Below are 21,449 nucleotides of genomic sequence, written 5' to 3' on the forward strand. Positions count from 1 at the left end.
TCAATGCCCCAGATAGGCGGCCTGCACCGCCGTGTCGGCCCGGATCCCGGCGGGCGTGCCGCGCGCCAGCACCCGGCCGTTGTTCAGCACCGTGATGCGCCGGGCAAGGTCCATCACCACCTCCATGTTGTGCTCGATCAGCAGCACCGTCATCTGCGGCACCACCGAACGCACCAGCGCCTTGAACCCCTCGATCTCGCCCGCCGCCAGTCCTTGAGTCGGCTCGTCGAGGATCAGGAGCCGCGGCGAAAGCGCCAGCCCCATCGCGATCTCCAGCAGCCGCTGGTGTCCGTAGGACAGCGTGCCGGCCAGCCGGTCAGCCTCGTCCGCGAGGCCGACGCGGTCCAGCGCGGCAAGGGTTGCGGCCTTCAGGTCGCGCACGCCCTTACGCTGCACCGCCAACGCCACGTTGTCGAAGACCGGCAGGCGGGGATAGACCGAGGTGATCTGGAACGCATAGGCGATGCCGCAGCCCACGCGGGCGTGGGCGGGCAGGCGGGTGATGTCGCGGCCGTCGAAGCGGATCGTGCCCTCCTGCACCGGCACCCGGCCCGACAGCAGCCCGACCAGCGTCGACTTGCCGGCGCCGTTCGGGCCGATCAGCGCGTGGATCTCGCCGGCCTCCAGATCGAAGTCCACCCCGTCGATCGCCTTCACCCCGCCGAAGTGGCAGACGAGGCCGCGCGCTTCCAGAAGGCTCATGGCAGCCTCCAGCCGCGCTCGCGCAGGGTGCCAAGGATGCCACGGGGGGCGAACAGCACCAGCCCGATCAGCGCGGCACCCACGACGAACTGCGGGGCGGTGGTGACCGAGGACGACAGGTCGATCAGGTAGAACATCAGCGCCGTGCCCAGCAGCGGCCCGAGCACGGTGCCCGCCCCGCCCAGCAACACCCAGATCAGCGGCAGGATCGAATACTGAATCGAGGCAAAGCTGCCGCCGACATAGCCGAACATCAGCCCGTAGACCGCCCCCGCCGCGCCGGCGAACAGTCCCGAGAGGGTCATCGCCGCCAGTCGCGCCCGGAAGGTGTCATAGCCGAGCATCCGCGTCCGCGCCTCGTTCTCGCGCACCGCGACCAGCACCCGGCCGAGGCGCGAGCGCACCAGCGCGAGCGTGACGAGCATCCCGGCGGCAAAGAGGGCGAAGGCCGCGGCATAGCGCGTCGCGGGCTGGGCGAGATCGAACGGCCCGACGATCCGGGCTGCCCCGGACAGGGTGAACCCTTCGTCCCCGCCGGTGAAGCCGCCCCAGTAGAGGATGGACAGATGGAAGGCCTGCGCCGCCATCAGCGTCACGATCATGAAGGCCGGACCCGTGGTGCGCAGCGCCAGCAGGCCGAGGAGCCCCGCCGCCGCGCCTCCGGCAATCAGGCCGGCGGGCAGCGCGGCCCATGCCTCCCAGCCGCCGCGATCCACCAGAAGGCCGGTGGCATACATGCCGGCCGCGAAGAACAGCGCGTGGCCCAGCGACAGAAGGCCGGTGTAGCCGAAGGCGATGTTGTAGCCCATGGCATAGACCGCCAGCACCATGATCCGGGCCGCGTTGGTGTGGTGATAGGCGGGCAGGGCGAACTGCAACGCGAAAAGCGCTGCCAGAACCCCGAGATGCAGGGCCAGCGCCCTCATGCGCGCTCTCCGAACAGGCCCTGCGGGCGGAACACCAGCACCAGCGCGACCAGCAGCGTGGCAAGGATCTTCGCCAGCGTCGGCTCGAAGAAGGTCGAGATCACGCCGTCCGAAATCCCGATCACGAGTGCCGCGACCAGTGTGCCGCGAAGGCTGCCCAACCCCCCGATGATGACCACGATGAAGGACAAAAGCAGCGGGTCGCCCCCCATCAGATAGTGCGCCTGCTGGATCGGCACGATCAGCACGGCCGCCACGGCCGCAAGCGCGGCACCCAGCGCGAAGACGCCGGCATAAACCCGGCCCACGTCGATGCCGAAGGCCGTCGCGGTCTCGCGGTCCACCTGCGTCGCGCGCATGACGAGGCCCGCCCGCGTGCGCGTCAGCAGAAGCCACAGGCCTGTCAGCACCGCCGCGGCGGCCCCGATCACGAAGAGCTTGTAGCCGGACCAGCCGAACCACGGCAGTTGCAGCCGCGCCTCGAACGGCGGGGGCACCGGCCGCGCCTCGGGGCCGTAGAGCGTCAGCGCCGCCTGCTGCAGGATGTAGAGCAGGCCGATGGTCGCGACGATGGTCGCCTCGGGTTCGTAGCCCAGCCGCTTGAGCACGGCCATGTCCGCCAGTGCGGCGAGCGCGGCCACGATCAGCGGGCAGGCCACAAGCGCCACCGCGAAGGCGGCGGCGGGCGGGCCCGGAACCCACTGGCTGACGAACCACGCGGCGACGGCGCCGAGCATGAAGAACTCGCCATGCGCCACGTTCACCACCCGCATCACCCCGAAGACGAGGCTCAGCCCCGAGGCGGTCAGCGCCAGCACCGCCGCGCCGACCAGCCCCTCCATCACGGCGAGAAGCAGGTAGGGTCCGAAGTCCATCCTCAGAAGGACATGGCCGTGTAGTCCACGTCGCTCTCGTAATGGCCGTCCTCGATCGAGGTCTCGTGGACCTTCACGAGCTTCCCGCCTTCCAGCTTGGTGATGAACTGGTGTCCGAAGGCCTGGTGAAGCTTCGCGTTGAAGACCTTGGCGCCCTGCGGACGCTCGCGCCCCGCGGGCATGTCGGTGATCGCCTCGATCGCCTCGACGAAGGCCTGCCGGTCCTGCGGCCCGCGCCAGCCGCAGGCCTCCATGCCCTGCTTGATCGCAAAGAGCGTCTCCCAGACCGAGAACATGTGGCCGTAGCAGGACACGTTCTTCGGATCCTCGATGGCCGCGCCGTTCGCATCCACGCCCACGGCGGCGCGATAGAAGGTCTCGGCCTCGGACGCGTCGGGCTGGAGCATCCGGCACTGGCCTTCCCAGAAGTGCGAGCCCTCGAGGAACTCGAGGCCCGGGCTGCCGATGTCCACCGCTTCGAGCGAGTCGATGAAGCCGAAGATCTGCGGCTTCGCGCCCGATCCGTAGAACTCGCCCAGCTCCTTCACGAAGGTCAGGACCGACGGCCCGACCATGACGTGATAGAGCACCTCGGTCTCCGAGGGGATGCGAGGGAAGTAGCGGGTGAAGCTGGTCTCGGTCGGCGGGATCGCGATCTTCGCCACCACCTCGCCGCCCTGCGCCTCGACCGCGGCCGAGAAGAAGTCGCGGTGGTCGTGGCCGAAGGCGTAGTCGGGGAAGATCATCGTGACCTTCTTGCCGAGGGTCGAGGTCACGAAGGGCGCCATCGCCGTCACCTGCGCCCGCACGTCGGTGATCCCCGGCTGCAGCACCCAACGGTTCAGCTTGCCCGAGGCGACGTGGTAGCCTTCCGAGCAGACGAGGTAGGGGATCTTCAGTTCGCCCGCCCGCGGGGCCGAACCGATCACCACATGGCTGAACAGCGGCCCGAAGATCAGGTCGACATTGGCCTGCGTCGCCAGCTTCTCGACCACCTCGGCGCCGCGGCGCGGGTCGGTCGCGTCATCCTCGAACAGGATCTCGACCGGCCGGCCCGCGATGCCGCCGGCCTCGTTCACCACCTTCAGCGCGGCAAGCGCCGTGCGCTCGTACCAGCGGCCGTAGGCGGCGCCGATGCCGGTGCGGTGCAACTGGAAGCCGAGCCGGATCGGCTCCGAGGTCTGGGCCTGCACGAAGCGGGGCAGCGCCGCCGTGGCCGCGAGGGCCGCGCCTCCGGCAAGCACCGACCGGCGGGAAGGGTGGAACGTCGTCGCGCGCATGGGCAACCTCCGCTTGTACTGGACCCGTGGTTCACGTTGCTGCAACGCAAAACACCGGCGCGCCGGTTTTTTCAAGAAATAATGTTACCGGGCGTCCCACGATGCCGCCCACGCACTGCCGACGATTCCCCGGACAGCGTAATATCCATGCGCCTGCGCTGCCGGGTGGTGCAGCGATGGTCGCTCTGCCGCGTGGAACAGGCGCCGGGGGCGCCCCGCCTACCGCCCCATCGCGTAGAACTCCGCATTGGGCCGCATGTCCGTGGCATTGGCCATCCGGTTCGACATGCCGAAGAAGGCCGAGATGGCGGCGATGTCCCAGGCATCCTCGGCGTCGAAGCCATGCACCGCCAGCGCCTCGTAATCCGCCGGCCCCACCAGATGCGACGCCTGCGAGACCTTCATCGCGAAGTCGAGCATGGCCTTCTGCTGGGGCGTGATGTCCGCCTTGCGGTAGTTGACCGCGACCTGATCCGCCACCAGCGGGTCCTTTGCCCGGATGCGCAGGATCGCGCCGTGGGCGATCACGCAATACTGGCAGGAGTTGGCGTTCGAGGTCGCCACCACGATCATCTCGCGCTCGGCCTTGGTCAGGGTGCCGGGCTTTTCCATCAGCGCGTCGTGATAGGCGAAGAAGGCGCGGAACTCGTCCGGCCGGTGCGCGAGGACAAGGAAGACGTTGGGCACGAAGCCCGACTTCTCCTGGACGGCCTGGATGCGCTCGGAGATGTCCGGCGGCAGGGTTGCAAGGTCCGGCACCGGAAACCGGCTGATCGGCGATGTGGTCATGGCGGGTCCTCCCGCAGGGATGGTGCCATGTCCTGTGGCCCTGAACGAGCCCCGCTTGCGCGAGATCAAGGCTCGCGACGCCACGTCGGGCGAGGGAGGGGGCGGCGGACGGGAGATGGCCGATGCATGACGAAACCGAGCGGCTGATCCTCGCGGCGATCCCGCTGGGCGCGCCGAGGGTGGATGCGCTCCTCGACGAGGTGGTCGCGGTGCTGCGGGCCGAGGGTCTGATCCTCGCCGGCTTCCTGCAGGAGCGGCAGCCTGATGGCGAGGTGCGGATCAGGGATCTGGCGACCGGGGGCGCACAGGGCATCACGCAGCGGCTCGGGCCGGGCTCGCGCGGCTGCAAGCTTGATCCGCAGGCCTTGGCCGGGGCGGCGGCGGGTGCGCTGGCCACGCTCGGCGCCGACCCGGACCTGCTGGTGATCCCGCGCTTCGGCAAGGCCGAGGCCGAGGGCCACGGGCTGCGCGCCGTCATCGAGCGCGCCTGCGAACGGCAGATCCCGGTGCTGGTCGCGGTCCGGCAGGACAGCCGCCCGGCGTGGGACGATTTCACCGGAGGGCTGGCCGAGGAGCTTCCCCTTGATCGGGGGGCGGTGCTGGACTGGTGCCGCACCGCCTGCCGCCGGTCTCAGAAGTCGAACCTCACGCCCTGCGCCAGCGGCAGCTTCGCGGAATAGTTCACCGTGTTCGTCTGCCGCCGCATGTAGCCCTTCCAGGCATCCGAGCCGCTTTCGCGTCCGCCCCCGGTCTCCTTCTCGCCGCCGAAGGCTCCGCCGATCTCGGCACCCGATGGGCCGATGTTCACGTTGGCGATGCCGCAATCCGACCCGGCGGCCGACAGGAAGGTCTCGGCCTCGCGCAGGTTCAGCGTGAAGATGCAGGACGACAGGCCTTGCGGCACGTCGTTCTGCAGGGCGATCGCCTCGTCGAGCGTCTCGTAGCCCATGACATAGAGGATGGGGGCGAAGGTCTCCTCGCGCACCACCGCTGTCTGGGCCGGCATCTCGACGACGGCAGGCTCGACATAGGCCCCGCCCTCGACACCCGGCACGGGCCGGCCGCCGTGGACGGTGCCGCCCTCGGCGCGCGCCCGCTCCAGCGCCGCAAGCATCCGGTCGCGCGCCGCCGCATCAACCAGGGGCCCGACCAGCGTGCCCTCGGCGCGCGGATCGCCGATCGGCAGCGAGGCGTAGGCTGTCGCCAGCCGCGCCACCAGATCCTCGCGGATCGACCGGTGCACGATCAGCCGCCGGAGCGAGGTGCAGCGCTGGCCCGCCGTGCCCACGGCCGAGAAGACGATGGCCCGCACCGCCATGTCGAGATCGGCCGAGGGCGCCACGATCATGGCATTGTTGCCGCCAAGCTCCAGGATCGAGCGCCCGAAACGCTCGGCCACCTTCGGGCCGACGATCCGCCCCATCCGGGTCGAGCCGGTGGCCGAGACGATGGGCACATCCTTCGACGCCACCAGCGCCTCGCCGATTTCGGGGCCGCCGATCACCAGCTGCGCCAGCCCCTCGGGCGCGTCGCCGAACCGCGCGAGCGCCCGGCCGAGGATCTTCATCGAGGCCATCGCGGTCAGCGGCGTCTTCTCGGACGGCTTCCAGATCACCGGATCGCCGCAGACCAGCGCCAGCGCCGCGTTCCACGACCAGACCGCCACGGGGAAGTTGAAGGCCGAGATGACGGCGCAAGGCCCCATCGGGTGCCAGGTCTCCATCATCCGGTGGCCCGGCCGCTCCGAGGCGATGGTCAGGCCATGAAGCTGGCGCGAGAGACCGACGGCGAAGTCGCAGATGTCGATCATCTCCTGCACCTCGCCGAGCCCCTCCGAGGTGATCTTGCCCGCTTCCAGCGTCACCAGCGCGCCCAGATCGGCCTTGGCGGCACGCAGTTCCTCGCCCAACAGGCGGACGAGTTCGCCTCGCCGCGGCGCGGGCACGTCCCGCCAGATGCGGAAGGCCGCCTGCGCCTTCGCGATGATGGCGGGCATTGCGGCGGGATCGGTGGGATGAACCGCCGCGAGCCGTGCGCCATCGATGGGCGAATGCACGGCCAGCGCGCCGCTCGTGATCTCGGCCCCGTCCAGCCCCAGGGCATCGAACAGCTTCGTCATCGCCTTCCTCCTGTCACGAGCCCGCGCTGATCCTCGCGTCCCATCGAGATCAGCAGCGGGCCTTCGGCCTGCCGGGCCTGAAAATCGGCCTTGTCCTTCATCCCGCGCCAGTCGGCGAGGATCAAGCTCTGCGCCACCGCGCCGCCAAGGGTCGTTCCCGGGCCGAGGACGACAAAGGCATCCGGCGCGAATTCGTGCGCGGCGACCGTGATGGCGCGGGTGAAGTCGTAGGGCTCGGTCACCTGATGGCCGAGCGTGTAGTCGCGCAGCGCCCGGGTGTCGGTGGCCTTTGGCCACCAGAGCGCGCCCCTGCCGTCGATCAGCGGGATCTTCGGCTGGCCGAACAGGCTTTCCGGCAGCAGGGAGCCCCCCCGCTCGGCCACGGGCGCCTGAAGGGCGGTGTGGAAGGCCGCGTGGTTCGCCAGGCGCAGGGGAAAGCGGCCCTGCTCCGGCGGAACCTCGGCCTCGAACTCGGCCAGAGCCTCGGCATTGCCGGCAAGGACCAGCATCCCGCCCAGGTCGATCGACAGCGCCAGAACCCGGCCCGGACGCGCGGCGATGCGCGCCACCAGCGCCAGAAGCCCGGCCTTGCGCGCCAGGTCGGGCCGCCAGTCCTCGGCCATGAAGGGGTGCACGATCTGCCCGCCGATCAGCGCCTGCTGCATCAGCGTGCCCATCGTGTTCACCACCCGGAAGCCGTCGTCGGACGTGAGCGCGCCGGCGCAGGCCAGTGCCGTATACCAGCCCATCGAATTGCCGGTGATGGCGGCGATCTCGACATCCCGAAGCGACAGGAAGTCGGCAAGGCTCGCGGCATATATCAGCGCCGAGGCATTGTCGCCGCGCGTATGGCGCGCAACGGAATAGTCCGCCGCGCCGTCCAGATCGGCCAGCGTCTCCTGCCCCTCGGCGCGGCGCAGGGCGTCGAAGCCGGCGAAAAGCGCGGTCTTGTCGGGATGGAGCCGGCCGAGCGAGCCGAGTTCGGCCTTCGTATAGGTGCCCCGGCCCGGGCAGACGACGACCACCCTCATGACCGCACCAGATCGAGGGCGGCCGCGAGGATTCCCTCGCGCGAGGGGAGGGTCGCGGCATAGGCCGGGCCGGTGGCGATGAAGCTGTCCTCGGCCGTCACGCGCGCGATGCGGCGGTGCCCGGCCTCGGCCAGAGCCGTCATCAGCGCCTCGGCCGGGCCGGCCGAGCGGCGGCATTCGTCCACGACCAGAACGGCGTCGCAACCGGCGACGGCCGCCAGCATCGCCTCGATGGGCAGGGGGGCCAGCCAGCGCAGGTCGATGATCCGTGCGGCCACACCATTTTCACGAAGCGCGAAATTCGCCTGATGCGACAGGTAATTGCCGTTGCCATAGGTCACGATGGCCAGATCCTTGCCGTCGCCGGAGACGGCGATCTCGCCGAAGCCGATCCGCCGCGACGGCTCGGGATAGGTTTGCATCCACTGCCCGTCCTTTTCGGCCAGCAGGTCGCGCATGGGATAAAGCGCGATGGGTTCCAGGAATACCACCAGCCGCTGCTCCTCGCGCGCAAGGCGGATGCATTCGCGCAGCATCATCACCGCATCGGCGCCATGGGACGGGCAGGCGAGGATCAGCCCGGGAATGTCGCGCAGCACGGCGATGGAATTGTCGTTGTGGAAATGTCCGCCAAAGCCCTTCTGGTAGCCCAGACCCGCGATCCGCACCACCATCGGGTTCGTATATTGGCCGTTCGAGAAGAAGGGCAGGGTGGCCGCCTCGCCGCGGATCTGGTCCTCGGCGTTGTGCAGATAGGCGAGGAACTGGATCTCGGGCACCGGCAGGAAGCCGTTGTGCGCCAGCCCGATCCCGAGGCCCAGGATGGACTGCTCATCCAGCAGCGTGTCGATCACCCGGTCAGCGCCGAACCGCGCCTGCAGCTTCTGCGTGACGCCATAGACGCCGCCCTTGCGGCCGATGTCCTCGCCCATCAGCGCCACTTCGGGATGGGCCAGCATCAGGTCGGTTAGCGCCCAGTTGATCAGCCGGCTCATCGGCTGCGGCTCGTCCATTGCCTTGAGATCGGCGCCGAAGGCCGCCGCGCGGGCCTCCTCGGAGGGGCCGTTCGCCGGGGCGCAGGCGCGGGGCGGCGGGATCAGGCTCGCCATCACCTCGGGCGCCGTCCGCAGGCGCGGCCGCGTCACCGCCTCGGCCGCGACACGCTCCACCCGCTCCTGCGTTTCCAGATAGATCGCCAGCGCCTCGTCGGGCGAGAGCGCGCCAGACTGGTCGAGCAGCCGGACCGAGTGGAGCAGCGGGTCGTTGGCCTCCTCGGCCTCGACCTCCTTCCGGCTCATGTAGGTGGTGGGCAGGTCCGCCCCGGCATGACCATAGAGACGGACGGTGGAGAGATGCAGGAAGGCGGGCTTGCGGCGGCTGCGGACGAAGTCGGCGGCCTCGCGCGCCACGGCCCAAGCCTCTGAAATGTCGAGACCATCGGCCCTGAAATAGCGCATACCCGGCCGATGCGAAAAGCTCGCCTCGATCCAGCCGCGGGGCGTCTTGGTCGAGATGCCGATGCCGTTGTCCTCGCAGACGAAGAGGATCGGCAGCGGCACCGACTGGAATGCCGTCCAGCCTGCGGTGTTGAAGGCGCCCTGCGCGGTGGAATGGTTGGCCGAGGCGTCGCCGAAGCTGGCCATGACGATGGCATCCTCGGGCATCGCGCGGTGCTCGGGCGGGCGGCGGCGCGCGAGGCCCAGCGAATAGGCCGCGCCCACCGCCTTGGGCAGGTGGCTCGCGATGGTCGAGGTCTGCGGCGGAATCGCCAGCGCCTTCGATCCCAGGACCTTGTGCCGCCCGCCCGAGATCGGATCCTCGGAGGACGAGGCGAAGGACAGGAGCATGTCCCAAGTGATCGACTGCCCCAGCTGCGCCGCCCGCGCGATCTGGAAGGCGGCATCGCGGTAATGCAGGAAGGCCATGTCGGTCAGGCGCAGGGCATGGGCCACCGCGGCCATGCCCTCATGCCCCGACGAGCCGATGGTATAGAAGCCCTGCCCCGCCTTCTGCATCGCCCGGCTGGTGCGGTCCAGTGCGCGCGACAGGCACTGGCTGCGGAACAGCGAGACCATCTCGTGCGGGGCAAGTCCCGGCGTCGGCGCCTTGCCCGGCGGCAGGTCGCGCGCCTTCACTCGGGCAAGGAAATTCTCATGGACGATCAGCGAGCGCGGCATCGGTTCCTTCCCCCGCGGGGCGCCCCGCGGGTTGATCGTGAGAAAGTCAGAAGAAGGCCTGCAGCCCGGTGATCGCGCGACCGAGGATCAGCGCATGGACGTCATGCGTGCCCTCATAGGTGTTCACGGTCTCCAGGTTCACCATGTGGCGCATGACGTGGAAATCCTCCTGGATGCCGTTGCCGCCGTGCATGTCGCGGGCGTGCCGCGCGGCCTCGAGCGCCTTGCCGCAGTTGTTGCGCTTGACGATCGAGATCATCTCGGGCGCGGCATTGGCCTCGTCCAGCAGCCGCCCGACGCGCAGGCTGGCCTGCGCCCCCAGCGCGATGTCGGTCATCATGTTGGCAAGCTTCAGCTGGTAAAGCTGGGTCTGCGCCAGCGGACGGCCGAACTGCCTGCGGTCGAGGCCATACTGGCGCGCGGCGTGCAGGCAGGCCTCGGCCGCGCCCAGCACGCCCCAGCTGATGCCGTAGCGCGCGCGGTTGAGGCAGCCGAACGGACCCTTCAGCCCTTCCACGTCGGGCAGCAGGGCGTCCTCGGGGACCTCGACGCCATCCATCACGATCTCGCCGGTGATCGAGGCGCGCAAGCTGAGCTTGCCGGCGATCTTCGGGGCGCTGAGCCCCTTCAGGCCCTTCTCCAGCACGAAGCCGCGGATCTTGCCGCCATGCGCCTCGGATTTCGCCCAGACCACGAAGATATCCGCGATCGGCGCGTTCGAGATCCACATCTTCGAGCCGTTCAGCACATAGCCGCCGGCGGTCTTCCGGGCGACGGTCTTCATGCCGGCTGGGTCCGACCCGGCATCAGGCTCGGTCAGGCCGAAGCAGCCGATGAACTGGCCCCTGGCAAGGCCGGGCAGGTATCTCTGCCGCTGCTCCTCGGTCCCGTAGGCGTAGATCGGATACATCACCAGCGAGGACTGCACCGACATCATCGAGCGATAGCCGGAATCCACCCGCTCGATCTCGCGCGCGATCAAGCCGTAAGCGACGTAGGAGGCGCCGAGCCCGCCGTAGGCCTCGGGGATCGTGGCGCCCAGAAGGCCCATCTCGCCCATCTCGCGGAAGATCGCGGGATCGGTCTGCTCCTCGCGGCAGGCGGCGGTCACGCGCGGCAGCAGCCGTTCCTGGGCGTAGGCGCGGGCGCCGTCGCGCAGCATCCGCTCCTCCTCGGACAGCTGAAGCTCCATCCGGAAGGGGTCTTCCCAGTCGAAGCGGCCGAGATCGGGGGCATCCTTGGCTTTCAGGTCTTTCATGGTGTCCTCCGGGCGAGTTTCCCGGCAGATACCGCTTCATGAGCGGCTCGGAAAACGCTATTTTTGCCGAAGTTCATGCAGGAAACGCATCAAGTGGCGGTTGCGCGACGGTATCTGCCCCCGGTGGGCCAGCTCTCGGCCTTCGAGGCCGTGGCACGGACCGGCTCAACCGCCGCGGCCGCGCGCGAGCTGGACCTGACGCAGGGCACCGTAAGCCGGCTGGTGCAGGCGCTGGAGGCGCAGCTGGGCGTCGCGCTCTTCCAGCGCCAGCGCAAGCGGCTGAAGCCCACGCAGGCGGCGCTCGCCTATGCCGAGGAGGTGCGGCGCGCGCTCGACATCATCGGCCGGGCCTCGCTGCGGCTGGCCTCCGACCCGGATGGCGGGGTGCTGGCGCTGGCGATCCTGCCCACCTTCGGGACGCACTGGCTGGCGCCGCGCCTGCCGGGCTTCCTGAAGGTGCATCCCGGCGTCACGATCAACCTCGCGACCCGGCTGAAGCCCTTCGACTTCGAGGGCGAGGAGTTCGACGCGGCGATCCACTTCGGCAGCCCGACCTGGCCCCGGGCGGGCCACATGCGGCTGTTCGGCGAGGGGGTGGTGGCAGTCGGATCGCCCGAGTTCCTTGCCGCGCATCCGGTGCGGGGGGCGGCGGACCTGCTGTCGCTGCCGCTTCTGACGCTCGAGACGCGGCCGCGGGGATGGGCCAACTGGTTTGCCCATCACGGGGTGAGTGCGCCGGTGCCGCGGGGCATGGTGTTCGACCAGTTCGCCACGATGATGCAGGCGGCGATCCACGGCATCGGGGTGGCGCTGCTGCCCGAGTTCCTGGCGACACCGGCGCTGGCCGAGGGCACGCTGTCGCCGGCGTTCGGCGGGCCGGTGGACGGCCGCCATGCCTATTGGCTGGTCTGGCCCGAGGGCCGGGGCGAGCATCCGCCGCTGGCGGCCTTCCGCGACTGGCTCAGGGCCGAGACGGCAGGTCTGTCCTGACGCCCGCGCGCCAGATGGCCACCGGATGCAGGCCCTCGTCCAGCAGCACCAGATCGGCGGGGTCCCCCGGCGACAGCCGGCCAAGGCCGGGCCGGCGGATCGCCGCGGCCGGGGCCGAGGTCGCCATTGCCAGCGCACGCGCGGCCGGAACCCCCAGCGCCACGAGGTTGCGGACCGCCTGCGGCAGCGTTAGGTCGGCGCCGGCAAGCGTTCCGTCTTCGAGCGTCAGGCGCCCGTCGCGGCGCAGGATGCGGCGGCCGTGCAGCGTGAAGCCGGTGAGGTCGGTGCCGGCCACCGCCATGCAGTCCGAGACGAGGAACAACCCCTGCGGTTTTGCCGCCAGTGCGATGCGCAGGACCTCGGGCGCGACGTGCAGGCTGTCGGCGATCAGCCCCGCGGGCACGTCCGAGGTCAGCGCCGCGCCGGGCAGGCCGGGTTCGCGATGGCCGAGCGGGCTCATGGCGTTGAACAGGTGGGTCACGCAGGCGGCGCCGGCCGCGAAGGCGGCGCGTGCCTCGGCCAGAGTGCAATCCGTGTGGCCGAGGCTGACCGTCACGCCGGCCCGTGCCAGCGCCGCGATCTGCCCGGCCGTGGCCGCGGACGGGGCGAGGGTCAGCATCAGCTTCGGAAGGGCGGCGGCGGCCCTCAGGTAGAGCGACAGGTCCTCGTCGGTCATCGGCCGGATCAGGGCGGCGTCATGCGCCCCCTTCCGGCGCGGGTCGAGATGCGGCCCTTCCAGATGCAGCCCGAGGAAGCCCGGGATGTCCCCCGCCGACATCGCCGTCTCGATCACGCGGCGCGTGGCTTCCGGCGTGTCGGTGATCAGGGTCGGCAGGACGTGGAGCACCCCCAGCGACGCCTGCGCCGCGCAGATGGTGCGCAGGGTGTCCGCCGTTGCGCCACCATCCAGCATGACGCCGCCGCCGCCGTTCACCTGCAGATCGACCAGTCCCGGCGCGAGGATCCCCGCGATTCGCTCGACAGGGGCGGGGGGCAGCGCCTCGGGCGCGGCGATGGCCTCGATCCGGCCGTCGCGGATCAGCAGCGCCTCGCCGGACCGGAAGTGCTGGCCGTCGAACAGGGTGGCTCCGATCAGGATCCGCGGCATGGCAGGCTCTTTCGGCAGGGGCGGGTGCGGGATGATCGATTTTCCGGCCGCCGACCGCGGACTTTGACGCTCGCTTGACGCTCGGATCACGCGGACGGGCTAAGCCGCTAGACCTGAACCGTCAAGGAGGGAAGCATCTTGGCCTGCGTCGCCCATGCGGTCATCAGCATGGCTGGCATGTCGCCTGCCATCGTTCCCGCTTTACCCGACGTCGCGCGTCGGTCACTGTGGCGCCATCGGGCGGACTCCGGGGCTCCGCCCCCTCAGTCGGTGACCTATTCGATGGCGGCAAGCCGTCCTGCCTTCCAGATGTATCTGTTCGGGCCCTTCACCCTGTTGGGGCCCGGCGGCGAGGATCTGACGCCGAAGTCGAGGAAGTCGCGCGCCATCCTTGCCATGCTTGCGGTGGCACCTCGCGGGTCGCGCTCGCGCGTGTGGCTGCGCGACAAGCTGTGGAGCGACCGGGGCGAGGATCAGGCCTCGGCCAGCCTGCGGCAGGCGCTGCTCGACATCCGCAAGTCGCTGGGGGCGCGCGGCGCGCAGCTGCTGACGGCGGACAAGAACACGGTCTCGCTCGATCTGGGAATGGTATCGGTCGATGCGCTGGAACTCGCACAGCGCGAGAGGCGGGGCGAGGAGCCGGTGACGACCGAGCATTTCCTTGAAGGGATCGACGTGCGCGATCCCGAGTTCGAGGAATGGCTGACGCTGGAGCGGCAAAGCTGGTTCGCCCGTCTGGAGGAGGCCGGTTTCGAGGCCGATCTGGCGCCGAAGGCCGTGCTTTCCGAGGCGCGGCGCGAGGCTTCGCCCGCTGTTCCGCGCACCGCGCCGCCGCCCTCCATGCCCCTGCGGCCTCCGACCGGGGCGCCGCCCTCGGACAGCGAGCCGGGCTGGCGCGTCGCGCTGATGCCGCCGGTGATCCTTGGCGGCGACCCGGCCGCGGCGGTGCTTCATGCCGATGTGCAGCGCGCCCTGCGGCGGGCCCTGATCGAGACCGGCGACCTGCGCCTCGTGGAGATGGCGCCGGTCGGTTTCGGCGACGTGGGACCGCCGCTGTTCTCGCGCCTGCCCGAGCAGGTTCATCTGAGCATTCAGGTCCGCGTGCTGGCCGATCCGACCTCGCTGCGGCTGGGGATCGTGCTGCAGAATCCCGCCGACAACACGCTGGTCTGGGCCGACGAGATGGCGGCGCCCCGGCGAGAGGCGGCCGAGGCGACCTTTGCCATGCCGCTGATCGTGCGCGCGACGGAAGAGGCGATGATGCACTTCCTGCGCCGCCACGGCACCGAGGCCGCCGAGGCCGACGGACGCATCGCCGCCGCCGTCGCCTCGATGTTCCGGCTGGCGCGGGGCGATCTCGACCGGTCGGAAGAGATCCTGCGCCGCCACGTCGATACCACCCCCACGGCGCAGGGCTACGCGTGGCTTGCCTTCCTCAACACGTTCCGCGTGGGCCAGCGCTTCAACCCGGCCGATGCCCCGCTGATCGAGGAGACGCAGCACCTCGCCCATCGCGCGCTGGGGCTGGAGCCGAACAACGCGCTGGTCTCGGCGCTGGTCGGCCATATCCACTCCTATCTCTTCGGCGAATTCGACCATGCCGCGGCGCTGTTCGAGCGGTCGCTGCGCGTGAATCCGGCGCAGACGCTGGCCTGGGACCTCTATGCCATGCTGCATGCCTATGCCGGGCAGCCGAAGCGCGCGCTCGCCATGGCGCGCTGGGCGCGGCACCTCGGCGCCTTCAGCCCGCACCGCTACTATTTCGAGACGACCCGCGCCATCACCGGCAACTTCTCGGGCGATCACCGCACGGCGCTGGACGCCGGGCAGGCGGCGCTGGCCGAGCGGCCGGATTTCAACTCGCTCCTGCGGGTGCTGGTGTCGTCCAACGCCCACCTCGACCGGCCGGACGAGGCGCGGCTGTTCCTCGACCGGCTGCTGCAGGTCGAGCCGAACTTCTCGATCGCCTCGCTCAGGGAGTCGGGCTATCCCGGCCTTGATACCGAGGGCGGTCGGCATTTTCTGGATGGATTGGTAAAGGCCGGCGTGCGCAGGCACTGAACCGGCCAGGAGGACAGGGATGTCGAACCCCCATGCCGCCGCGGTCGCGGCGTTTCTCAATCGCTATGTCTTCGAGGTCAACGCCGATCGCGTGTTGCCCGTCGAGGGCCCGGCCCACGCAGCCCATGACATCGGCAGCGACGGATCGGCCGCTGCGGACGTGGCTGCCGGCACCGGCGCGCTGTCGGCGCTGAACAAGTCGGTGCAGAACAAGTCGTCGCTCAACAAGAACAAGAACAAGAATAAAAACAAGAACAAGAACAAGAACAAGAACAAGCTGGCGGGTGGCGGGGTTGCGGCGGGCGCGGCCACGCTAATGCCGGCGCTGGAGCTGCGCCGGCTTCACCAGCTTCCGGCGGCCGATCCCTTCACCGTCGCCCGGCGCTTCGTCTGGGAGTGCCTCGACATCTGCCTGCCGCCGGGGCCGGACTTCACCCGGCTGGAGACGGCGGTGCTGCTTGCCATGCAGTCCCGCGACGCCGAGCGGATGCGGCGCCTGCCGGAGATCGAGGCGCAAGCGGCGTTCTCGGTCGACGAGTTCCTGCGCCCGCTGGGGATCGAGGGGTTCTCGGGCTACGAGGCGACCGAGGGGCTGTTCCTGAACATCCTGCAGGCGACTGAATATGTCGGGCTGCTCTACAAGGCGCGGATCGATCGCGACCGGCCGAGCGTGGTGGAGCCGCGGCTGCGCCCGCTGCTGGCCGTGCCCGCGCACCAGAGCTTCCCGTCGAACCATTCCTTCCAGGCCCATTCCATCGTCTTCGCCTTCAACGCCATCCTGCCCGAACATCCGGCAACCGAGGAGTTGCAGCGCATCGCGCAGAACGTGGCGGAGAACCGCGAATGGGCGGGCCTGCATTTCCCTTCGGACACCATTGCGGGGAAGGAGCTGGCGCGGCGGTTCGCGCCCTACCTGCGCGACGCGTTCGGCGCCGCCTTCCTTGCGGCACAGGCGGAGTGGCACTGACATGGAGAGAGTGAGGATGACCCGCCCGGTTCCCCCGCGCTACTACTGGCTCTGGCATCTCGCGGCGCTCGGGGTGCTCGATGCGGATTTCGGCCCGGTTCCGTCCGACGTCCCGCCGGTCTCGGACAGCGCGCTTCGGCAGGTGCCCGCACCGCGGATCCGCTCGACGGTCTGGGACCGGATCGACGGCGGCACCGCCACCGTCGCGCTGATCGACACCGGCGTCAGCCGGATGCATCCGAACCTTGCCAGCCGGGTGGATTCGGATCGGTCCATCGACCTGACCAGCCATCGCTACGGCGCGCGGGCCCTGCCCGTGGACGATGCGACACCCTGGACCCGCGAGGAGCGACAGGCGTTCTTCGCCACCCTCGACCTCGAGGGGCTTCACCCGCTGCAGCTGTCCTCGCACGAGACGGACTTCCTCGAGGCCATGGTCGAGGACCTGCGCGGCTCGCAGGGCGTGACGCGGCGGCTGTTCGAGCCCGACGAGACCTTCGCCGCCCATGGCACCGCCTGCGCCGGGCTGATCGTCGGCGAGCCCGCCGCCGTCGCGCCCCACAGCGGCGCGCGGCTTGCCCCGGAACGGGCCTTCCCGCATGGCGAGATCAACCCGGACGCAAACCTCCTGCCCTATTTCGGCGTGGACCCGTTTTCGCGCCTGATCTCGATCCGCACCTCGTTCGAGAGCGATCCGCTGCAGTTCATCTCGGCCTTCCTCTATGCCTGGCAGCATCGGGTGGACGTGATCGTGCTGCCGCGCGGCCTGCCCGACCCGGTGCGCGGGCGGTTGCAGCCGAAGGACGACCTGAAGGCCGATCTGGAGACCTGGAAGAGCCGCGACGCGGCCGACCTGTTCCAGCGCCTGCAGGCACCGGGAGCGGCTGCGTCCGACCCTTACGGCGCGCAGCAGGGCTTCCAGCCCGACCGGCCGTGGAAGATCCTCTGCCACCTGATCCAGGCGATCTCGCGCCATATCCCGATCGTCTGTGCGGCCGGCAATGACGGCGAGAGCCAGCTGATCTATCCGGCGAACCTCGCCGACGATGGCAACGGGATCATCGCGGTGGGCGCCGTGACGGCCGAAGGGCTGCGGGCCGGCTACTCCAACTATGGCGAGGGGCTGACGCTGGTGGCGCCCTCGGACGACTATCCGGTCTATACCCGCCACCAGATGCGGCTGAACCGCCATGACCCGCTGATCGGCATGCACGACCACTCGGTCGGCGCCGGGAAGGAGCATGTCTACTGCCCCCTGGAGCTGGTCACGACGGACCTTCCGGGCGTCTTCGGCTATGACAGTGGGGCCGCTCCCTGGTCCTCCGTCGTGCCGGCGCAGGGCAATCCGGGGCTAGGCGGGGGGTATTACACCGCCTTTGGCGGAACGTCCGGCGCCGCCTCCCTGGTCGGAGGTCTGGTCGCCCTGATGCAGCGTGCGCGTCGCGCGGCGGGCAAGGATGCGCTGGACGGCCGGACGGCCAAGCGGCTCCTCACGCGGGCGTCCTCGGTCACGGCAACCGTTGCGCCGGGCTTCCGGCCGCTGACGCCGGACACGATGAATGCCGATGACGAGCCGCTGCTGGGTCCCGCCACCTTCTTCGGCGCGGGGCTGCCGGATGCCGCAGCCCTGGTGGAGGCCGCGCAGGCCCACCCCGTTCCGGTGCAGGCCCAGACTGGTCCGACGCGTTCGGAAACCGATGACCTGCGTCATGGAAAACGTGCATGAAAATCTCATCTTGGCGATTTGACGGATGTTTGACGGCTCGATTACGGTGACGTCACACCTTGAGCGACAAGCTGACCGAAGGGAAACAGGGAGCAAGCCATGTCTGCCAAACGGAAAACTTCCGGTCAGGTGCGCGTGACCCTCGTCTCGGCGGCCGAGCAATCCGGCGTCGCCGCGGATGTGATCGCATCGCACCTCGGTCTGGACCGGCTCGCCGTGATCCGCAACTTCGTCCGGCAGCCTGCCGTGCTTGGCGAGGCGGTTCCGGAGGAAGCGGCCCGGCATCTCGCGCCGCTGCTGTCGGCGATGGGCGTGACGATCCGGATCGAACCGGCGGGAAGCCCCGAGACCGCCGTCATGGTCGAGGTGGCGATCCAGCCCGTGCGCGTCCCGACCGAGGCGACCATCGGCCGGTTGTCCTCGCATCTGCGGATCCCGCCCGATGCCGTCCGGGCGGGACTCCACGGGCTCAACGGGATGGTCCTTTCCCTCAGCGCCCGCGAGGCGGATGCCCTGCGTCGGGCCTTGCGCCGCGACAGTGGCCTGAGGGTCGCGATCTCGCGCGCTCCCGCCGCGCGCTACGACCTGTTCCTGAGGCGGGGCTGCACCCTCACGCCCGAGCTTGCGACCCTGCTGCGCCGGCTGGGCCTGTCGCGCTGCGACTTCAGCGGCGCCGTGGGGGCCGGCCTCGACGCCCGCACCGCGCAGGTGGTGATGGAGCGCCACGGCGATCTGGTCGATGCGCTGAACCGGGATTTCCAGCGGTTCGATCTGTTCCTTGCGGCCGGCCACGACCTCGGCCGCCCCGACCTCGCGGATTTCGTCGCCACCCGAAGCCGCATCCGGCGCGAGCGGCTGCTGGCGCCGGGCGGCGCTCAGGGCGTTCGGCTCGAGGCCGGTCTGACCCGCGCGGCGGCGCGGCGGTTCCACGCGGACTATACGGCGATCGGGCTGGAAACCCGCATTGCGCTCGTGGCCACCCCGACCTCCTCCGACCCCTAAAATGCCGCAGGTTAAGGTGCCGTTCACGCGCCTTCGGTAACACTGGCGCCGGGTGTGTATGAACGGGTGTACGGGATGGCAGGGCAGTCGAATGCCGCGCCAGTCGTCATAAAGCGGAAGAAGGTCGTGCAGGGCGGCGGGCACCATGGCGGTGCCTGGAAGGTTGCCTATGCCGATTTCGTGACGGCCATGATGGCCTTCTTCATGCTGATGTGGCTGCTGAACGCAACGACCGAGAAACAGCGCAAGGGGCTGGCGGATTACTTCAATCCGACGATTCCGATGAACCGGGTCTCGGGCGGGGGCGATGGCGCCTTCGGTGGCAACTCGGTGTTTCACGACCAGACCATGACCCAGACGGGCACCGGCGCCGTGAACGACCGTGCGACCGTCGAGGAGAAGGCGCGCGGCGAGCTGGGAGAGTCCGGCGAGGCCGCCGAGGAGCAGGCCCGGCTGGAAGAGGTCGACAAGATGCTCCGCGCCCGGGCTGGCGAGAGCATGACGATGCAGCGCCTGCTGCGCCACGTCGTGACGCGCATCACCGACGAGGGCCTGGTGATCGAGATCTTCGACCTTCCGGCCGTGCCGCTGTTCTTCGGCGACACCGCCGAGCCGGAGCCGGTGCTGAACGACATCGCGCGGCTTCTGGCCGAGATCCTGCCGATCACCACGAACCGGATCGCGGTGAACGGGCATGTCCGCAGCTATCCGATCACGCTGATCCGCAATCCCGTCTGGGACCTGTCCGCGGCGCGGGCGCAGGGGATGCGCGGGCTGATCGAATCGGCCGGGCTTCCGGCCGAGCGGCTGCAACGTGTGTCGGGCTTCGCCGACCGGAAACCGGCCACGCCGGATCCGACCGTGGTGCGAAACAATCGACTTGAAGTAATTCTGCTCCGCAGGGACCGATGATCGACCGTCGGGAGGGGTTGCGTTAGCCCCGTATTAAGTCGCCGCGCGCAGTTTCGGGTCACCAAGGCCCGAAGCAGCAGAAAGGCGCTTTCCTCATGACGATCTCCTCTTCGCTCAACGCCGGGGTGGCGGGGCTCAATGCCAATGCCACGAGGCTTGCGACGATCGCCGACAACATCGCGAACTCCGGAACCTACGGCTACAAGCGCGCCGATGCCGACTTCGAAAGCATGGTGATCACCCAGTCGGCGAATTCCGGCACCTATTCGGCGGGCGGAGTCCGTGCCAATACCCTGCGGCTGATCGAGGAGCGGGGCGCGCTCGTCTCGACCTCGAACGCGATGGACATGGCGATCTCCGGCCGCGGGATGCTGCCGGTGATCCAGGAAACCTCGATCGGGAGCACGACGGGCAACGACGCGCTGCTGATGACGCGCACCGGCTCGTTCAAGACCGACCCCAGCGGCGTCCTAAAGACGGACACCGGCCTTGTGCTTCTCGGTTGGCCCGCAACTGCCGATGGCACCATCCCGACGATGTCGCGCGATTCGATCGCCCAGCTCGAACCCGTGGTCATCGCCGCGAACCAGACGGCGGCCGATCCCACGACCCGCATCAGCCTGGGCGTGAACCTGCCCGCGGAAGAAACCCGGGACGGTGCCTCGGGCGACGCGCTGACCGTCTCGGTGGAGTATTTCGGCAACCTCGGGACCTCCGAGACGCTCACGGTCAGCTACTATCCGGAAATGCCGGCAAGCGGCGGCTCCCCCACGAACAACTGGACGATGGTCATCAAGGATTCCGCCAGCGCCAATCGCGTGGTGGGGATCTACGAGATGCAGTTCAGCGACGCCCGCAGTGGCGGCGGGACGCTGCTCGACCTGTCGGGCGCGACACCTCCCGGCGCCCCGGCGGTCAACCCGCTGAGCACCTTCACCGACGCGGACGGCAACGTCTTCAACGTGGACCCCTACGGCACGGGGACAATTGCGTCTCCCACCTACAGCAGCGCGACGGGCACGGTGACGCTCGCGGTGGCGGGCAAGGCGAGCAACACGGTCGAACTTACGCTCGGCAAGCCCGGCAGCGCCAACGCCATGACCCAGGTTTCCGGCGACTTCGCCCAGACCGGGATCACCAAGGACGGCTCCCCGGTGGGCAACCTGACCAGCGTCGAGATCGACGATGGCGGCTACATTCGGGCGACCTACGACACGGGCTTCACCCGGGTCATCTACCAGGTGCCGCTGGTGGACGTGCCGAACTACAACGGCCTGACGGCGCTGAACAACCAGACCTTCGCGATATCGCCCGACTCGGGGTCCTTCTACCTCTGGAACGCAGGGGACGGCCCGACGGGCGACGTGGTCGGTTACGCCCGCGAAGGCTCCACGACCGACGTCGCGGAGGAGCTCACGAACCTGATCCAGACCCAGCGTGCTTACTCGTCCAACGCCAAGATCATCCAGACCGTGGACGAGATGCTGCAGGAAACCACCAACATCAAGCGCTGAAGGGGCTGAGCG

The 21,449-nt window shown here is 69.4% G+C and carries 18 protein-coding genes; 8 read left to right on the top strand and 10 right to left on the bottom strand.

What is annotated here, in order from left to right:
• From CK951_RS15930 to CK951_RS15950, 5 genes are all read right to left on the bottom strand, one after another.
• Entirely contained in the window at positions 1-702 is a 702-nt protein-coding gene (locus CK951_RS15930; RefSeq protein WP_096787054.1) for an ABC transporter ATP-binding protein, read from the bottom strand.
• The gene (locus tag CK951_RS15935; RefSeq protein ID WP_096787055.1) at positions 699-1,628 is read right to left on the bottom strand and encodes a branched-chain amino acid ABC transporter permease; all 930 of its coding nucleotides are present in this window, start codon (positions 1,626-1,628) and stop codon (positions 699-701) included. Before CK951_RS15935 ends, CK951_RS15930 begins: the two co-directional genes overlap by 4 nt.
• Positions 1,625-2,503, bottom strand: coding sequence for a branched-chain amino acid ABC transporter permease (locus tag CK951_RS15940; protein WP_096787056.1), 879 nt, complete (start codon positions 2,501-2,503; stop codon positions 1,625-1,627). The genes CK951_RS15935 and CK951_RS15940 overlap by 4 nt, the downstream gene beginning before the upstream one ends.
• 2 nt (positions 2,504-2,505) lie before the next feature.
• Complete coding sequence (locus CK951_RS15945; RefSeq protein WP_096787057.1) at positions 2,506-3,783, bottom strand: ABC transporter substrate-binding protein; 1,278 nt, start codon at positions 3,781-3,783, stop codon at positions 2,506-2,508.
• Positions 3,784-4,002: 219 nt separating this feature from the next.
• The gene (locus CK951_RS15950; RefSeq protein WP_096787058.1) at positions 4,003-4,572 is read right to left on the bottom strand and encodes a peroxidase-related enzyme; all 570 of its coding nucleotides are present in this window, start codon (positions 4,570-4,572) and stop codon (positions 4,003-4,005) included.
• 122 nt (positions 4,573-4,694) lie between these two features.
• Between CK951_RS15950 and CK951_RS15955 the strand changes: the two genes are divergently transcribed.
• Positions 4,695-5,252 (top strand): DUF2478 domain-containing protein, encoded by a 558-nt coding sequence (locus CK951_RS15955; protein ID WP_096787059.1) that lies wholly within the window; start codon positions 4,695-4,697, stop codon positions 5,250-5,252.
• Here CK951_RS15955 and CK951_RS15960 read toward each other — a convergent pair.
• Genes CK951_RS15960 through CK951_RS15975 form a run of 4 tightly spaced genes read right to left on the bottom strand, consistent with a single transcriptional unit; the run spans position 5,204 to position 11,157 of the window.
• Entirely contained in the window at positions 5,204-6,691 is a 1,488-nt protein-coding gene (locus CK951_RS15960; RefSeq protein ID WP_096787060.1) for an aldehyde dehydrogenase family protein, read from the bottom strand. The two genes, CK951_RS15955 and CK951_RS15960, sit on opposite strands and share 49 nt — an antisense overlap.
• The gene (locus CK951_RS15965) at positions 6,688-7,722 is read right to left on the bottom strand and encodes an ACP S-malonyltransferase (protein ID WP_096787061.1); all 1,035 of its coding nucleotides are present in this window, start codon (positions 7,720-7,722) and stop codon (positions 6,688-6,690) included. The genes CK951_RS15960 and CK951_RS15965 overlap by 4 nt, the downstream gene beginning before the upstream one ends.
• On the bottom strand, positions 7,719-9,899 hold the full coding sequence (locus tag CK951_RS15970) for an alpha-ketoacid dehydrogenase subunit alpha/beta (RefSeq protein ID WP_096787062.1): 2,181 nt from the start codon (positions 9,897-9,899) through the stop codon (positions 7,719-7,721). The genes CK951_RS15965 and CK951_RS15970 overlap by 4 nt, the downstream gene beginning before the upstream one ends.
• Before the next feature lie 46 nt (positions 9,900-9,945).
• Positions 9,946-11,157, bottom strand: a complete 1,212-nt coding sequence (locus tag CK951_RS15975) for an acyl-CoA dehydrogenase (RefSeq protein WP_096787063.1) — start codon at positions 11,155-11,157, stop codon at positions 9,946-9,948.
• Positions 11,158-11,232: 75 nt separating this feature from the next.
• Here CK951_RS15975 and CK951_RS15980 point away from each other — a divergent pair, with 75 nt between their 5' ends.
• Positions 11,233-12,147, top strand: coding sequence for a LysR family transcriptional regulator (locus tag CK951_RS15980; protein WP_096787064.1), 915 nt, complete (start codon positions 11,233-11,235; stop codon positions 12,145-12,147).
• Here CK951_RS15980 and nagA read toward each other — a convergent pair.
• Positions 12,119-13,255, bottom strand: coding sequence for an N-acetylglucosamine-6-phosphate deacetylase (gene nagA / locus CK951_RS15985; protein ID WP_096787065.1), 1,137 nt, complete (start codon positions 13,253-13,255; stop codon positions 12,119-12,121). The genes CK951_RS15980 and nagA overlap by 29 nt on opposite strands.
• 309 nt (positions 13,256-13,564) lie before the next feature.
• Between nagA and CK951_RS15990 the strand changes: the two genes are divergently transcribed.
• The 6 genes from CK951_RS15990 (at position 13,565) to CK951_RS16015 (ending at position 21,437) form a co-directional block, all read left to right on the top strand.
• Complete coding sequence (locus CK951_RS15990; protein ID WP_198402464.1) at positions 13,565-15,316, top strand: SARP family transcriptional regulator; 1,752 nt, start codon at positions 13,565-13,567, stop codon at positions 15,314-15,316.
• Between the two features lie 19 nt (positions 15,317-15,335).
• Complete coding sequence (locus CK951_RS15995) at positions 15,336-16,283, top strand: phosphatase PAP2 family protein (RefSeq protein WP_096787066.1); 948 nt, start codon at positions 15,336-15,338, stop codon at positions 16,281-16,283.
• Between the two features lie 16 nt (positions 16,284-16,299).
• The gene (locus CK951_RS16000) at positions 16,300-18,009 is read left to right on the top strand and encodes a S8 family serine peptidase (RefSeq protein WP_232520644.1); all 1,710 of its coding nucleotides are present in this window, start codon (positions 16,300-16,302) and stop codon (positions 18,007-18,009) included.
• Between the two features lie 99 nt (positions 18,010-18,108).
• Positions 18,109-19,011 (top strand): hypothetical protein, encoded by a 903-nt coding sequence (locus CK951_RS16005; RefSeq protein ID WP_096787068.1) that lies wholly within the window; start codon positions 18,109-18,111, stop codon positions 19,009-19,011.
• A 75-nt stretch (positions 19,012-19,086) separates the two neighbouring features.
• Positions 19,087-19,923, top strand: a complete 837-nt coding sequence (locus CK951_RS16010) for a flagellar motor protein MotB (protein ID WP_198402373.1) — start codon at positions 19,087-19,089, stop codon at positions 19,921-19,923.
• 95 nt (positions 19,924-20,018) lie between these two features.
• Entirely contained in the window at positions 20,019-21,437 is a 1,419-nt protein-coding gene (locus CK951_RS16015) for a flagellar hook protein FlgE (RefSeq protein WP_096787070.1), read from the top strand.
• Positions 21,438-21,449: the final 12 nt, after the last annotated feature.

The organism is Rhodobacter sp. CZR27, assembly GCF_002407205.1.
Taxonomy (GTDB): Bacteria; Pseudomonadota; Alphaproteobacteria; order Rhodobacterales; family Rhodobacteraceae; genus Cereibacter_A.